12 protein-coding genes, 1 tRNA gene and 1 pseudogene are annotated in these 15,249 nt (G+C 71.9%); 7 read left to right on the top strand and 7 right to left on the bottom strand.

Translation table 11 applies throughout. The features are described from left to right. Positions 1–17: 17 nt before the first annotated feature. The gene (locus NEH16_RS15535) at positions 18–746 is read right to left on the bottom strand and encodes a YcnI family protein (RefSeq protein WP_265542953.1); all 729 of its coding nucleotides are present in this window, start codon (positions 744–746) and stop codon (positions 18–20) included. A gap of 141 nt (positions 747–887) precedes the next feature. Further along, positions 888–1,703, bottom strand: a complete 816-nt coding sequence (locus NEH16_RS15530; RefSeq protein ID WP_265542952.1) for a hypothetical protein — start codon at positions 1,701–1,703, stop codon at positions 888–890. 269 nt (positions 1,704–1,972) lie between these two features. Between NEH16_RS15530 and NEH16_RS15525 the strand changes: the two genes are divergently transcribed. Continuing rightward, positions 1,973–2,518: an ATP-binding protein gene (locus NEH16_RS15525; RefSeq protein WP_265542951.1), complete on the top strand. Its 546-nt coding sequence runs from the start codon at positions 1,973–1,975 to the stop codon at positions 2,516–2,518. A 36-nt stretch (positions 2,519–2,554) separates the two neighbouring features. Here NEH16_RS15525 and NEH16_RS15520 read toward each other — a convergent pair whose 3' ends face one another. After that, positions 2,555–4,015, bottom strand: a complete 1,461-nt coding sequence (locus tag NEH16_RS15520) for an aminopeptidase P family protein (RefSeq protein WP_265542950.1) — start codon at positions 4,013–4,015, stop codon at positions 2,555–2,557. Positions 4,016–4,113: 98 nt separating this feature from the next. Continuing rightward, positions 4,114–5,483: pseudogene (locus tag NEH16_RS15515) on the bottom strand (PP2C family protein-serine/threonine phosphatase). Between the two features lie 595 nt (positions 5,484–6,078). Here NEH16_RS15515 and NEH16_RS15510 point away from each other — a divergent pair. Beyond that, entirely contained in the window at positions 6,079–6,783 is a 705-nt protein-coding gene (locus tag NEH16_RS15510) for a bifunctional DNA primase/polymerase (protein ID WP_265542949.1), read from the top strand. 605 nt (positions 6,784–7,388) lie between these two features. On the opposite strand, the gene NEH16_RS15505 is transcribed toward NEH16_RS15510, so the two are convergent. The 3 genes from NEH16_RS15505 to NEH16_RS15495 form a co-directional block, all read right to left on the bottom strand. Beyond that, on the bottom strand, positions 7,389–8,354 hold the full coding sequence (locus NEH16_RS15505) for a DUF5926 family protein (protein WP_073966716.1): 966 nt from the start codon (positions 8,352–8,354) through the stop codon (positions 7,389–7,391). A gap of 121 nt (positions 8,355–8,475) precedes the next feature. Beyond that, positions 8,476–8,940, bottom strand: a complete 465-nt coding sequence (locus tag NEH16_RS15500) for an ATP-binding protein (RefSeq protein WP_374215650.1) — start codon at positions 8,938–8,940, stop codon at positions 8,476–8,478. A gap of 308 nt (positions 8,941–9,248) precedes the next feature. After that, complete coding sequence (locus tag NEH16_RS15495; RefSeq protein WP_265542947.1) at positions 9,249–10,097, bottom strand: glycerophosphodiester phosphodiesterase family protein; 849 nt, start codon at positions 10,095–10,097, stop codon at positions 9,249–9,251. A gap of 190 nt (positions 10,098–10,287) precedes the next feature. Here NEH16_RS15495 and NEH16_RS15490 point away from each other — a divergent pair, with 190 nt between their 5' ends. The 5 genes from NEH16_RS15490 to NEH16_RS15470 all read left to right on the top strand — a co-directional run bounded on the left by NEH16_RS15490 (position 10,288) and on the right by NEH16_RS15470 (position 15,221). Then, entirely contained in the window at positions 10,288–11,793 is a 1,506-nt protein-coding gene (locus NEH16_RS15490) for a S1C family serine protease (RefSeq protein WP_265542946.1), read from the top strand. A 53-nt stretch (positions 11,794–11,846) separates the two neighbouring features. Then, positions 11,847–11,931, top strand: a tRNA-Ser gene (locus NEH16_RS15485). Positions 11,932–12,319: 388 nt separating this feature from the next. After that, positions 12,320–12,631: a hypothetical protein gene (locus NEH16_RS15480; protein WP_265542945.1), complete on the top strand. Its 312-nt coding sequence runs from the start codon at positions 12,320–12,322 to the stop codon at positions 12,629–12,631. Between the two features lie 149 nt (positions 12,632–12,780). Beyond that, positions 12,781–13,404: a SigE family RNA polymerase sigma factor gene (locus NEH16_RS15475; RefSeq protein WP_265542944.1), complete on the top strand. Its 624-nt coding sequence runs from the start codon at positions 12,781–12,783 to the stop codon at positions 13,402–13,404. A 167-nt stretch (positions 13,405–13,571) separates the two neighbouring features. After that, positions 13,572–15,221, top strand: a complete 1,650-nt coding sequence (locus NEH16_RS15470; protein ID WP_265542943.1) for a long-chain fatty acid--CoA ligase — start codon at positions 13,572–13,574, stop codon at positions 15,219–15,221. Positions 15,222–15,249 lie beyond the last annotated feature (28 nt).

Below are 15,249 nucleotides of genomic sequence, written 5' to 3'. Positions count from 1 at the left end.
GCCCCCGTGGGGGCCGGTCAGGCCGTACGACGGCGCCCGGCCAGAACGCCGAAGGCGACGCCGGCGACGCCGATGACGATGCCGACGATGCCGAGCACCCGGGCGGTGTTGTCCTCGGAGTCGGAGGAGGACGCCGAAGCGGCGGTGGTCTCGCCGCTCTTCTCAGCCGCGTCCGAGGGCTTCGCGTCCGCGCCGGCCGCCCCGTGCGCGTCGTCGGCCGCAGCCGTCAGCTTGAGGACGGGCGCGGGGGTCTCGGGCTCGTCGGCGCCTTCCTTGGGCTCCTCGATCCAGCGCACGACCTCCTTGTTGGAGTACGTCTGGATCGCCTTGAACACCAGCTGGTCGGCGTCCTCCGGGAGCTGGCCGACGGAGAGCGGGAACTGCTGGAAGCGGCCGGGCTCGATCTTGCCGCCGGTCCAGGTGACCTTGGAGACGGCCTCGTCGATCGTCTTGCCGTGCATCTCCAGCGGCTTGGCCAGCTTGCTCTTCGTCACCTTGATGTCCCAGCCGGGCACCGGCTGCGGCATGACGGACGCCAGCGGGTGGTCGGTCGGGAAGTTCACTTCGAGCTTGGTCGTCGAGGCGTTGTCACGCTCGTTGGGGACCTTGAAGTTGATGACGGCGTAGCCGCCCTTGGCGGCCTCGCCCTGGGGCTGGACGCTGACGTGGGCGGAGGCCGTGCCGGCGAGCAGCAGCACGGTGGAGGCGGCGACGCCGCCGACGAGGGCGATACGGGAAACGTTCATGACAGGGATCACTCCACAGGGCACGAAGGGAAGGTGCTCCGGCGCACGGGTGCGCACCGGCATCGCGACGCCACTTCCGAACGGACCGAGTGCGCGCCGAAGCCCGAAGGGGCGGGGGCGCATCGCGTGGAGGGCGTCGCGTCAGGCTGCGAGGGCGAGCACGGAGGGCGGCCCGCGCCTGATCACCAGGTGCTGCAACGGATCCCCGGTGGCCGGGCGCGGTGCGTCCACGGCGGTACGAGGGGTGCGCGGCCCGGTCGCGGCCTCGCCGGCCAGGCCGCTGCGCAGAGCGGCGACGAGCCGGAACGCGTCCCGCAGCGCCCGGAGCCGCGCCCCGGCCGCGACCTGCTGGGCACCGTGCGCCGAGAGCCGGGCGAGCCGGAAGAGGGCGACCTCGCCCCGCCGCAGCAGCCAGCCGGTGGCCAGGGCGGCCAGCAGGTGCCCGAGGAGCATGGGCAGGCTGGGAAGCGTGTGGAGGAGGCCGGCCGGGGTGGCCCAGGCGGGGCCGGAAGGGGCGGCGGCCAGATGCTGGTGCGCCTGAGCGGTCACCGCCGCCGGGTCGATGCCCGCGGTGCCGACGATGTGCCGCGCGTCGGCGGCGTTCAGCTGCTGGGGTCCGGCGCCGCAGACGAGGCCCGCCGCGAACCGGATCAGCGCGTCGTCGCCGCCGCTCGCCCCGGGGGACATGGTGTGCGTGCCCAGCCCGAACAGGGTGTGCAGGGCGAGCTGTCCACCGGCCAGGGCCGCGGCGATGGAGGGCAGTGAGCGTTCGCGTCCGGCGAGGGGGACGGCCACCGCGAGGACGCCGAGGAATCCGGCGAGCAGGGTCCACCAGGGGACGGTCGCGCAGGCGGCCAGCGCGTGCCCGGCCGCGGACAACGCGACGCAGACCGCGGCGAACACCGCGGCCCTCAGTAGCCGTAGACCGGCTCCGGCGCGTCCCACAGACACAGACATGGCGGGCCCATCATCGCACCCGGCACCCCGCCTCCGTACGGCAGGTCCGGAAGGTCGTCTTCCGGCCGGAATGGGCGTGAGCAGGGCCGTTCGCGCGGGTTCCGGCGGCTCCCGGGTCGGGTGTAACGGGCATGGGGGACCGGGATACACCGGTGTGGCCGCATCCGGCTATCCGCCGAATGAGCGGCAACAGAGCACGCGCGTGCTTACGACCGCCCCGGTGCGGCAATACGTAGCGGTATGTCTAGCCGCAACCAGGAGGCCGGAGCATGAGCATCTGGTGGTCACTCCATTTGCGGCGCGACGCTGCGAGCGTCCCGCTCGCCCGTCGGTTTCTGGTCGGCACGATGGAATCCGCGGGCGTGGATCCGGACATCTGCTTCGACCTGTCTCTCGCGCTCAGCGAAGCCTGTGCGAACGCGGTCGAGCACGGCGGCGAGCACGACGCCATCTCCGACGGCGCCGGAAGGGATCCGGATGTCTGGGAGGATCCGTCGGCCACGCCCAGTGGCCAGTACCGGGTCACCGCGTATCTGGACGGCGAGAAGTGCCGCATCGAAGTCGCCGATTCGGGGCCCGGTTTCCCCACCCGGGGCGGGCCCCACACGTCGGAGCGGCAGCCCGGGAGCGGACTGCCGGACCCGCAGTGCGCGTCGCATCCGCCCGTCACCGCCGAGGAGGGACGGGGCCTGTGCCTGATCGAACAGCTCGCCGACCACGTCCATTTCGGCAACCGCCCGGGGTGCACCGGCGCGGTCGTGAGCTTCGACAAGGTCCTGAAATGGCGGAAGGACGCCCTGCTCATGGTGTCCTGAGCGGGGCGCCCTTCCGTACGTAGGCCAGGCGGCGGGTCAGCCCTTGAGCCGGGCCATCCACGCCTCGACCTCGTCGGCGCTCCGGGGCAGCTTGTCCGAGAGGTTCCGGTTGCCGTCCTCGGTGACGAGGATGTCGTCCTCGATCCGGACGCCGATGCCGCGGTACTCCTCGGGCACGGTCAGGTCGTCGGCCTGGAAATAGAGACCGGGCTCGACGGTGAGGCAGACACCCGGCTCGAGCGTGCCGTTCACGTACGCCTCGGTGCGCGCGGCGGCGCAGTCGTGGACGTCCATCCCGAGCATGTGGCCGGTGCCGTGCAGGGTCCAGCGGCGCTGGAGGCCCAGCTCCAGGACCTTCTCCACCGACAGGTCGCCGAGCAGGCCCCACTCGACGAGCTTCTCGGTGAGCACCCGCTGTGCGGCGTCGTGGAAGTCGCGGAAGTCGGCGCCGGGCTTGACCGCGGCGATACCCGCCTCCTGCGCCTCGTACACCGCGTCGTAGATCTTGCGCTGGAGCGGAGTGAACGTCCCGCTGATGGGAAGGGTGCGGGTCACGTCGGCCGTGTAGAGGTCGTTGGTCTCCACCCCGGCGTCCAGCAGCAGCAGCTCGCCCGAGCGGACGGCACCGTCGTTGCGCACCCAGTGCAGGGTGGTGGCGTGCGGGCCGGCGGCGCAGATCGAGCCGTACCCGATGTCGTTGCCCTCGATGCGGGCGCGCAGGAAGAACGTTCCCTCGATGTAGCGCTCGCTGGTGGCCTCGGCCTTGTCGAGGACCTTCACGACGTCCTCGAAGCCGCGTGCGGTGATGTCGCACGCCTTCTCCAGCTCGGCGATCTCGAAGGCGTCCTTCACCAGGCGCGCCTCGGAGAGGTAGACCCGCAGCTCCTCGTCGCGCTCGGCGGTGACCTTGTCGGTGAGGGCGGCCTCGATGCCGGCGTCGTGGCCGCGGACGTTGCGGACGGGGCCGGTGGCCTCGGCCAGCGCGGCGGGCAGCTCGCGCACGTCCTTGGCGGGGATGCCCAGCAGCTGTTCGGCCTCGGCGAGGGAGTGGCGGCGGCCGACCCACAGCTCGCCCTGGCCGTCGAGCCAGAACTCGCCGTTCTCCCGGTTCGAGCGGGGCAGCAGGTAGATGGTGGCCTCGTGGCCGTCGTCCGTCGGCTCCAGGACGAGGACGCCGTCCTGCGTCTGGTCACCGGTGAGGTACGCGTACTCGGTGGAGGCGCGGAAGGCGTACTCGGTGTCATTGGAACGGGTCTTCAGCCGGCCGGCGGGAATGACCAGCCGCTCGCCGGGGAAGCGCGCGGACAGTGCGGCGCGGCGGTCGGCCGTGTGACCGGCCTGGGCGATCGGCTCCAGGCCGTGCAGCTCGGTGTCGGCCCAGCCGGACTTCATGCTGGCGGCGAGCTCGTCGGACACGCCCGGGTACAGGCCGTTCTTCCGCTGCTTGACCGGCTCTGTCTCTTCGGTCTCCGGGGTCTCCGGGAACTCCTCAGACACGACTGTTCTCCTTGATACGACACTGGACCTCCTCCATCGTACGGGCGTACGGAAGGGGGCCCAGGGCCGGAAGACCTCTTACACAGGAAGGTCCCGGCTCAGTCGAACCGGGCCGCGAGCACGACCACGTCCTCGGTGCGGTGCGCCCGCCCGGCCCCGTCCGGCAGCACCGTGCGCACCACATGGTCGGCCACCGCGGCGGCGTCCCCGCGCAGCGCCCTCGGGACGCTCGCCGCCGCCGAGAGGAGGCGGGCGTACGCCCGGTCCATCGAGTCGCCGGCCCGGCGCAGGAGGCCGTCGGTGTACAGCAGAACCGTCTCGCCGGGTGCGGGCGTGATGTCCACACTGGGCGCCTCCCAGCAGGACAGCATGCCCAGCGGGGCGGAGAGCGTGGTCTCCACGTACGCGGTGCGGCGCTCGCCGATGATCAGGGCGGGGTGTGTCCGGCCCCGGCGAGCAGGAGCCTGCGGCGGGCCGGTTCGCAGTACGCGAAGAGGGCGGTCGCGGAACGGGCCGGCTCGGTCAGCCGGAGCAGCAGTTCGAGGTCGGAGAGGACCGCGACGGGGTCCTCGCCCTCCATCACGGCGTACGCGCGCAGCCCGGCGCGCAGCCGCCCCGTGGCGGCCAGCGCGCTGGGGCCCGAGCCGCCGACCGATCCGACGGCGAGCCCGAGGCCGCCCTCCGGCAGGGCCAGGGCGTCGTACCAGTCGCCGCCGCCCTGGGGGGCCACCTCGTGGCGCACGGCGAGCTGGACGCCGGGGATCCGGGGCAGCCGGGTGGGCAGCAGTTCCTCGGTCACGGTGGCGACATCCGCCCTGGCCCGTTCCAGTTCCAGCAGGCGGGCCAGGTGCTCGGAGGCGTATCCGGCGTACAGGCCGACGAGGTGGCGCTGGCGTTCCAGGGGTTCGGCAGGCTCGTCGTAGAGCCAGACGGCGGCGCCGAGCCGTCCGGTCGTCGCGTGGGCGAGGGGCAGGGCGTAGCTGGCGGCGTAGCCGAGGCGGGCGGCGACCTCGCGTCTGCGGGGGTCCAGACCGGTGTCGCCGAGCAGATCGGGGGTGGTGAGCGGGCCGTCCGGGTTGGGCAGGCCCTCCAGGATGCGTCCGTACGAGGTGGCGCTGCGCGGCACGGTCTCGATCTGGCCCAGTTCGGCGTGGGCCAGCCCGAGCCCGATGGTGCTGACGGGGCCGCGCCGGTCGGACGGTTCGAAGGCGACCAGGCCCCGGCGGGCGCCGACCAGGGCGGCCCCGGCGTCGAGGAACTCGTGCAGTGCGTCGTCCAGGGTGCTGGTTCCGGCCAGGCGCTCGGTGAGCTCGTGGAGCGTGGTGAGGTCGGAGACCCAGCCGGCGAGCCGGTCCTGGATGTAGGCACCGGGTGCGGCGGGCAGTGCCTCGATCGGCCCGGCAGTCTCATCCGAAACCGGAACTGTTGGATCGATTCCAGCCACTTTTGGCAGGTGCGGAGCGCTCATGGTCGCCGGCTTTCCGAGCGGTCTGTTCCGTCGAATAGCATCGCAAACCCCCATGTCATTCTGCGCCGCTACCAGTGCATCCACATGTACACGCACAAGTGAGGCGATGTCCAGCATTGTCCCCCCGGAAAACCCGGTGTCCGCGCCTTAATCAACTTGGCCAAAAAACGCACCTCGTCGTGTGCATTAGCGGTCGACTGGGTCTGCCCGACGGGGGTGCACCTCCGGGTGAAGTCCCAGGGGCGCGTCATTCCGGGCATGCTGGGTACGTAATTCTTTGGATGGCCAGGGGTGGCCCCGCCCGCCCCCGGAACCCGGCAGCAGGTCCGGACGTCCTCTCTTGTGACGGCCGCGCCCCACCCCCGAGTGGCGAGGCCGCACGCACGGACAGCAGGAGCGCCGTGCGTCCCGCACCTCGCCACGATGCCGACCGCAAGCAGCTCGATCCGGCTCAGCACGGCTCACGCTCGGTACCGACGAACGACCCGTACCGCAGGCTCGACGAGCACGTACACCCAGAAGATCCGCAGGCATGGTGTGACCGCGCACGATGCGAGGCGGACCCTCGGCGTTCAACGGAAAGGAACGAGCGCTCATGCGCGAGATCCTCGGAAGGCGACGCAGGCTCGGCCGCAGGGGCGGCTCCGCCCGGCTCGACGCGGCCCTGACCTGTGCCACGGAGTGGCAGTGGCCCGTGCTCCCCGGAGCGGGGCTGCGTGAGGGCGGCGACCTCGGCCGCCGCTGCGCGTGCCCCGATCCCGAGTGCGCGGTGCCCGGCGCGCACCCCTTCGACCCCGGGCTGCTCGCCGCGACCACCGATGCCCGGATGGTGCGCTGGTGGTGGACGAACCGGCCGACCGCGCCGGTGCTGCTCGCCACGGGCGGCCGTGCGCCGTGCGCCCTGAGCCTGCCGGCGGTGGCCGGTGCCCGCGCGCTGGCCGCGCTCGACCGGGCGGGCCTGCGCCTGGGCCCCGTGGTGGCGACGCCTACCCGGTGGGCGCTGCTGGTCGCCCCGTACACCCTGGAGCGGCTCGGCGAGCTGCTGTACGCACAGGACCGGGTGCCGAGCTCGCTGCGATTCCACGGGGAGGGCGGCTATGTGGTCCTGCCGCCGTCGGAGATCGGCACGGGGCAGGTCCGCTGGGAGCGCGCGCCGGAGCGCACTCCGGGTTCACGCCCCAAGGGCGCCGCCGCCACGCCGGTCGTGGCGCCCTGGCTGCCCGATGTCGAGGCCGTGCTGGACGCCCTGGTCGAGGCGAGCACGAGTGCCCCGGACGGCGGTAGCAGACTTACGCACTGAACGGTTGAGGGCAGGGTTGGCCAGATTCTGATGCGCGCGTGTTCTTTCGGACGGCATTCATTACGGAGTTCTGTCGCTTCTCTGTCCGGTCTCCGGTGAATCCCTTCCGTTCTTCCTCACTCCTCCCACTTCCTTCCGTCTCGCTTCACGATTTCCGGGTAAGCGCCGGGGTTGCTTGTGGCGCATCCGTTTGTCCGGAGGTGTCGGTGATGCCGCGGAATTCGGGCGCCGCAAAACCCGGCGGGGCGAGGCTTTCTGATGGCGGCTCGGGGGCGTTCCCGTCCCGGCGCAGGTCCAACCGGCTGCCTCGGCCGCAGGGCTGACGCCGGGCCATCGCGCGGAGGGGCTGGGGCGGGGTGAGGGCGGGGCGGTCCTGGAGAGGCCGTACGCGGGCCTGTGCGCCCCGGGGGCGCGGAGCGCGCCGTACCCGGAAATGAGGATGCCCGATCGCTGGCGACGGGGGATGCACCAGCGACCGGGCTTCTTGAACCGTAACAAGAGATCTGCCGTTCGCAAATTCGATCTCGCGTATTCGGACAGCGATTTACCTGCCAGTACGGCGAGTTGTGACGGGAGTCACCGTCCGGGTCGAGCGGCGGTCACGGTCAGCTGAGCGTCACCTGGCGGTTGGTGAGGCCGCCGCGCGCCCGCCGCTCCTCGGCGGTGAGCGGCGCGTCCGACGCGAGCGCCGTCGCGAGCCGTTCCGCGAACGCGGCGGCGGGCTTCTCGCAGTCCTCGGCGCCCATCGCGCTCGGCAGGTCCCAGACCGGGACCATCAGCCCGTGCGCCCGGAACGAGCCGACCAGCCGGGTGGACTCGCCGAGCGAGGACTCGCCCGCCGCGTGCAGCCGGGCGAGCGCGTCGAGCAGCTGCTCCTCGGCGTGCGGCATGACCCAGCGCAGGTGGTTCTTCTCCGGCGTCTCGCACCAGTAGGCGGCGTCCACGCCCGACAGCAGCGCGGTGGGGATCGCCGCCTCGTTCGCACGTTCGAGCGAGGCGGACACCTCGGCCGTGGCGTTCTCCGAGTCCGGCACCCAGAACTCGAAGCCGGAGTGGACGACCGGCTCGAAGGGCGCCTCGTCGTCCAGGAGGTCCTGCAACCGGGGGCCGTCGGCCGGCACCCGGCGGGCGGCCACGGGCGAACCGGGCTCGGCCTCCAGCGCGCGGCTCAGCGTGTCCGCGAGGTCCCGGCTGAGGTCGCCGGAGGAGGTGTCGTTCTGGAGGGCGAGCAGGACGGACCCGTCGTCACGGCGCAGCGCGGGCCAGGCCATCGGCAGGACCGTCGCGAGCGTCACCGACGGCACGCCCTCGGGCAGGCCGCCCTTGAGCGTCAGCGCGGCCGTGGCCGCCGGGACCAGCTCGCGCAGCGCGACCCAGTCGCACTCGCCGGCCAGGCCCTCGAACGGACGCTGGACCAGCTCGGTCACCGCCTGTGCCGCGGCGCGGCCGTGACACGCCTTGTAGCGGCGGCCCGAACCGCACGGGCAGGGTTCGCGAGCCCCGACCACCGGGATCTCGGCGTCCTTGAGCTGCTGCTTCCCGGCCTTGGTCTGAGGGCGCTTCTTCGCCATGGTGGGCTTACTCCCGAGTGCGACGGTGCGGTCTGGCCCGCGAGCCTAGTCGCCCCGGGCGTCACCGCGCGTACGGCCGACCCGGTCCGCGTACGCGACCCGCACGGCCCCGCCCGGGTGTTCAGCCCGCGTCATCGAACGCGTCGTCGAACGCACCGCTGAAATCCAGCCCTTCGAGCCCCGGCACGACGGCGGCCCTCGGTGTGCCCGGCAGTCCGGTCATCCCGGCCGGCCGGCCGCTGCCCCGCGCACTGCGGGAGCCGCGGCCCCCGTCGACCAGCACCCAGACGGTGACCTCGCCCGGCGCGTCGTCCCGTACGCCCCACTCCTGGGCCAGGGCACTGATGATGTTGAGCCCCCGGCCGCCGCGAGCGGTCACCGAGGGGGTGGCCGGAATCGGCCGGGTCGGGCCGCCGCCGTCCGTCACCTCGACGGTCAGCCCGCCCGTCCTGTCGACACGCCAGGCGGCGCGCACGTCGCCGTCTCCCGCCTCGGTCTGCCGGCCCAGCGGCCTGCCGTGCCGGCAGGCATTGCTGAGCAGCTCGGAAAGAATCAGCACCGCATCGTCGACGACCGAATCCGGCACCCCATGGCTGCGCAACTGCTCGCGCATCCGGTGCCGCGCCTGGCCCACGCCCGCAGGGCCATGGGGAACGGCCATGCTCGACGACGTGGGCACCTCCTGTGCCACCACCAACGCCACCCCCGAGACCTCCTTTGCCCCCACGCCACGGAGTGGATGCCCTCCTGGGCTGTGCCGGAAACCGGCCAAGGGGCTGTCAGTGACGCACTCGTCACGAACAGGCACAGTCCGAGTGCGCCGGTGTACTCCCTGTAGTTGATCTCCTGATGAGCAGATGAGCTGATGCGTTCATACGCAGAGACGCGCCGCTGTCACGAACGGCCGAGCTGGGCCAGGACCTGCTTGGGCCGGTTGGTGATGATCGCCTCGACGCCGAGCCGTACGCAGAGGTCGACGTCCTCCGGCTCGTTGACCGTCCAGACGTGCGCCCGGTGCCCGGCCCGGTGGAGCCGCTCGATGTAGCCGGGATGGCTGCGCACGATCCGGACGCTGGGCCCGGCCACCCGCGCCCCGGCGGGCAGCCGTCCGTCGCGCAGCCGGGGCGACACGAACTGCATCAGGTAGACGGTGGGCAGATGGGGCACGGCCGCCCGGACGCGGTGCAGCGAGCGGGCCGAGAAGCTCATGACGCGTACCGGCGCAGGGGTGCCGGCCGGTGGCGGGGCGTCGAGCTCGAAGCGTTTCAGCAGGTGCAGGAGGCGTTCCTCGACCTGTCCCGCCCAGCGGGTCGGGTGCTTGGTCTCGATGGCCAGCTGGAGCGGCCGCCCGGACGCCCGCGTCTCCACGAGGAGTTCCAGCAGCCGTTCCAGGGTGAGTACGGAGGTGAGCTCGCCGGGCACCGGGTCCCAGTCCGGGGACTCCGTGTCGTCGCGGTCCTTCCAGGAGCCGAAGTCGAGGGCGGCGAGGGCGTTGAGCTCCAGGGCGGAGACCGCGCCACGTCCGTTGGACGTACGGTTCACCCTGCGGTCGTGTACGCAGACGAGGTGGCCGTCGGCGGTGAGGCGTACGTCGCACTCCAGGGCGTCGGCACCGTCCTCGATCGCCTTCCGGTACGCGGCGAGGGTGTGCTCGGGGGCGTCGTCGGACGCGCCCCGGTGGGCGATGACCTGGATGGGATGCTGCATGGGGTGCTGCTTCCGTGCTCGGTTCACCCGGGTCATGGTGTCACCGCGGGAACACGGCCGTGCACACCTTGCGACGCGGGGCCGTTTTGTCCGATGTAAGGGTCGTGCGCAGATGCACAGCTCCTGCTTACAGTGGCCTGACGTGTCGTGGGAAAAGCTGACTGCGGACACGTACACAGCGGATCTCTTGCCGAATGACTGATGTGGAACCGAGGAGTAAAGAGCTGTGAGCACCGAGAACGAGGGCAACGAGGGCAACGCGGCCGAGGCCGCCCCGTCCGTACCTCCCGTGCCGGCCGACGCTCCCCAGGCGCACCCCGAGGACGCGCCCCCTGCCGCCTCCCACCCGGACGAGACGGCCACGAGGCAGCAGCCGGTCGCGCAGGCGCCGGACCAGCAGGCCGCCCCCGTCCCCTCCGCGCCGGACCCCGGGACCGCGCAGACGGCCGCCTACCCGACGAACCCCCAGTACGCGCCCCCGCCCCCGCCGCAGTCCGCGGCCGACGCGGGCTGGCCTCCGCCGCCGCCCGCCGTCCCGGCGTACGCCCAGGGGGCGCACGGCAGCGGCGGCGGTCCGGTGTGGGGTCCGCCCGGCGGGACGCACACGCCCGAGGCGCCGCGCAAGCGCGGTGCGGGCGGTCTGGTGGCCGCCGTGGTGGTGGCGGCGCTCGTGGCGGGCGGCATCGGCGGTGCCCTCGGCTACTGGGCCGCGGACCGCAACGACGACGCCGGCTCGACCACGGTCTCCGCGTCGGCGAACCCGCAGGACCTCAAGCGCGACCCGGGCACGGTCGCCGGAGTCGCCGCGAAGGCGCTGCCGAGCGTCGTGACGATCGAGGCACAAGGGGGCGACGGCGAGGGCGGCACGGGCACCGGCTTCGTGTACGACAAGGAAGGCCACATCCTCACGAACAACCATGTGGTGGCCTCGGCGGCGGACAGCGGCCAGCTCACGGCGACGTTCTCCAACGGCAAGAAGTACGACGCCGAGGTGGTCGGCCGGGCCCAGGGCTACGACGTCGCCGTCATCAAGCTGAAGAACCCGCCGCAGTCCCTGGCCCCGCTGCCGCTGGGCAACTCGGACAAGGTGGCGGTCGGCGACTCGACGATCGCCATCGGCGCCCCGTTCGGCCTGTCCAACACGGTCACCACGGGCATCATCAGCGCGAAGAACCGCCCGGTCGCCTCCGGTGACGGCAACGGCGGCAGCAACTCGTACATGAGCGCCCTCCAGACCGACGCCTCGATCAACCCGGGCAACTCCGGCGGCCCGCTGCTCAGCTCGGGCGGCGCGGTCATCGGCATCAACTCCGCGATCCAGTCGACCGGCAGCTCCGGCCAGAGCCAGGCGGGCTCGATCGGCCTCGGCTTCGCGATCCCGATCAACCAGGCGACGACCGTCGCCCAGCAGCTCATCAAGACCGGCCAGCCGGTCTACCCGGTCATCGGCGCCACGGTGACGATGGACGAGCAGAGCGGCGGCGCCGCCATCGCGGAGCGGGGCACGGGCGGCACGGAGGCGGTCACGAAGGACGGCCCGGCGGCCAAGGCGGGGCTGCGCGCGGGCGACGTCATCACGAAGTTCAACGACACCGTCGTCGACAGCGGCCCCACCCTGATCGGCGAGATCTGGACCCACAAGCCGGGCGACCGGGTCACCCTGACCTACGAGCGCGACGGCAAGACGGCGACGGCCGAAGTCACCCTGGGGGAGCGCAAGGGCGACAGCTGACCGGCTAGGCTGTCCCCGCGCCGAACCGGTCCTCACCGACCGCACCGGCGCGGGGTGGGTTGCCCGAGCGGCCTAAGGGAACGGTCTTGAAAACCGTCGTGACGCGAGTCACCGTGGGTTCAAATCCCACACCCACCGCGGTGAACGGCCCCCGACCGGGCGAATCGGTCGGGGGCCGTTCGTATGGGTGCGGGGCTCCTAGGATGGCCGGTGGGGGCGGGGTCGTAGCGCAGAGGTCGTCGCGCGCGGTCTCCAAAGCCGTGAGGACGCCGGTTCGAATCCGGTCGGGTCCGCCTCCGCCTTTCCCTCGTTCGAGGTCGCTCATGCGGGCGCTGGGCGCATAGTTCGCCCCAGGTCAGGGGTTTGGCCGGGGTTCCTCACGCTTGCGGGGGAATCGGAAGCTGTGGGTGGTTCGGCGGTAGGGCGGTGGGCAGCTTTGGTCCGCGACGTCGTGATCAGTACCGGGCGGTCGGCCGCCGGCCCGGGTTCAGCCTCAGCCCTACTTCCGGTTCCTGGAGGAACAGACATGGCAAGCATCCGTACCGCTCGTGTCCTCGCCGTCGCTGCCGCGCTGCCGCTGGCCGCCGTTCTCCTCGGCGGAGTGGCCCAGGCGGACAACGGCTCGTTCGCGAGCAGCGGGTCGAACGCGGGCGTGGCCACGATCAGCGGCAGCGGGGTCGGCCGGGACAACGCGGGCAACTCCTCGACCTCGCAGCAGCAGGCGACGGGCGCCGGAGCGTCGAACCAGTCCACCTCCGCGCAGGTGAACGGGTCCGCCTTCACCAACATCGACCAGTCCACGCACAACCTGGCGGTGAACTTCACGAACCTGTGGTGAGCCCGCCTCAGGGGTGACCCCGAGGCCCCGGGTACACCCCCCTCCACCTACAGGAGGTGGAGGGGGGCCCGGTCCTACACCCTGAGGCGGACCCGGTTTCGGGACCTGGGGGCGATTTGGGATGCGGGCCCCGCTCCTAGCGTGGAGCCATGACCACGCCAGTCCGCACGAGCACCCGCAGGGGAGCCGCACCGGTACGCACGTACGCGTCGGCGCGCACGCCGGGCGCCTCCGGCCGCGCCGGGCACGCCGCGCGCACGTCGGCGGCGCCGCATCTCCCGTACCCCTCCTTCACGTCGTTCGTGCAGGCGCGCGGCCCGGTGCTGCTGCGGGCGGCGCGCTCGCTCACCGCCAACCCGAGCGACGCCGAGGACCTGCTGCAGACCGCGCTCACGAAGACCTACGTCGCCTGGGACCGGATCGAGGACCACCGCGCCCTCGACGGCTATGTCCGCCGGGCCCTGCTGAACACCAGGACCTCGCAGTGGCGCAAGCGCAAGGTCGACGAGTTCGCCTGCGACGAACTGCCCGAGCCGGAGGCCGTCCCCGGCCCCGACCCCGCGGAGCGGCAGTCGCTGCACGACGCGATGTGGCGCGCGGTTCTGAAGCTGCCCACCCGCCAGCGGGCGATGGTCGTCCTGCGCTATTACGAGGACCTGAGCGAGGCGCAGACCGCCGAGGTGCTCGGGGTGTCCGTCGGCACGGTCAAGAGCGCCGTCTCCCGTGCGCTCGGCAAGCTCCGCGAGGACCCGGAGCTGACCTCGGACCACTGAACGGTGGCCTCCGTAGTGGCGGAACAGGGTGATCCGGCCCGGTCCCGGGCGGTGTGACATTGCGGGGCGACACCGATTCGTACCCCCGGAAGTAGTGACATACCAAGCGGTATGTGCGCAGAATCAGCGGAACCCTACTGCCGCGTAGCGCCCACCGGGAGGACGCCGTGCTCAGCACCATGCAGGACGTACCGCTGACTGTCACCCGCATCCTGACGCATGGGATGACGATTCATGGGAAGTCGCAGGTCACGACCTGGACCGGAGAGCCGGAGCCGCACCGGCGGAGCTTCGCGGACATCGGCCGGCGCGCCACCCAGCTCGCCAACGCGCTGCGCGACGAACTCGGCATCGACGCCGATCAGCGAGTCGCGACGCTCATGTGGAACAACGCGGAGCATGTGGAGGCGTACCTCGCCATCCCCTCCATGGGCGCCGTCCTCCACACGCTGAACCTCCGTCTTCCCGCCGAGCAGCTGGTCTGGGTCGTCAAGCACGCCGACGACAAGGTCGTCATCGTCAACGGCTCCCTGCTGCCGCTCATCGCGCCGCTGCTTTCCCAGCTGACGTCGGTGGAACACCTGATCGTCTCGGGACCCGGGGACCGTTCCGTCCTGGACGGCGCGACGGTGCGCGTGCACGACTACGAGGAGCTGCTCGCCGGCCGTCCCACCAGCTTCGACTGGCCGGAGCTGGACGAGCGCCAGGCCGCCGCGATGTGCTACACCTCCGGCACCACGGGGGACCCGAAGGGCGTCGTCTACTCGCACCGTTCGATCTACCTGCACTCCATGCAGGTCAACATGTCCGAGTCGATGGGCCTGACGGACAAGGACACCACCCTCGTCGTAGTTCCGCAGTTTCACGTAAACGCTTGGGGACTGCCGCACGCCACGTTCATGTCCGGCGTCAACATGCTGATGCCGGACCGTTTCCTCCAGCCCGCCCCGCTCGCCGACATGATCGAGCGCGAGCGCCCGACGCACGCGGCCGCGGTGCCCACCATCTGGCAGGGACTGCTCGCCGAGGTCACCGCCAACCCGCGTGACCTCACCTCCATGGCCAACGTGACGATCGGCGGCGCCGCCTGCCCGCCCTCCCTCATGGAGGCGTACGACAAGCTGGGCGTGCGCCTCTGTCACGCCTGGGGCATGACGGAGACCTCGCCGCTCGGCACCATGGCCAACCCGCCCGCCGGACTGGGCCCCGAGGAGGAGTGGCCCTACCGCGTCACCCAGGGCCGCTTCCCGGCCGGCGTCGAGGCGCGGCTGGTCGGCCCGGCCGGCGAGCACCTGCCGTGGGACGGCGAGTCGGCCGGTGAGCTGGAGGTACGCGGCGCCTGGATCGCCGGTGCGTACTATGGCGGCGCGGACGGCGAGGCGCTGCGGCCCGCGGACAAGTTCAGCGAGGACGGCTGGCTGAAGACCGGTGACGTCGGTGTGATCAGCGAGGACGGCTTCCTCACGCTCACCGACCGCGCGAAGGACGTCATCAAGTCCGGTGGCGAGTGGATCTCCAGCGTCGAGCTGGAGAACGCGCTGATGGCCCACCCGGACGTCGCGGAGGCCGCCGTCGTCGCCGTCCCGGACGAGAAATGGGGTGAGCGTCCGCTCGCCACCGTCGTCCTCAAGGAGGGCGCCACCGCCGACTACGAGGCGCTGCGGGCGTTCCTCGCCGAGTCCGGCATCGCGAAGTGGCAGCTGCCGGAGCGGTGGTCGGTCATCCCGTCCGTGCCGAAGACGAGCGTCGGCAAGTTCGACAAGAAGGTCATCCGCAAGCAGTACGCGCAGGGCGAGCTGGACATCACTCAGCTCTGAGTCCCTAGTACTGAAAGGGCGAGGGCGG

The organism is Streptomyces drozdowiczii, assembly GCF_026167665.1.
Lineage (GTDB): Bacteria > Actinomycetota > Actinomycetes > Streptomycetales > Streptomycetaceae > Streptomyces > Streptomyces drozdowiczii_A.
The sequence above is the reverse complement of the archived record's forward strand: the minus strand, read 5'-3'. Positions and strand labels throughout refer to the sequence as shown.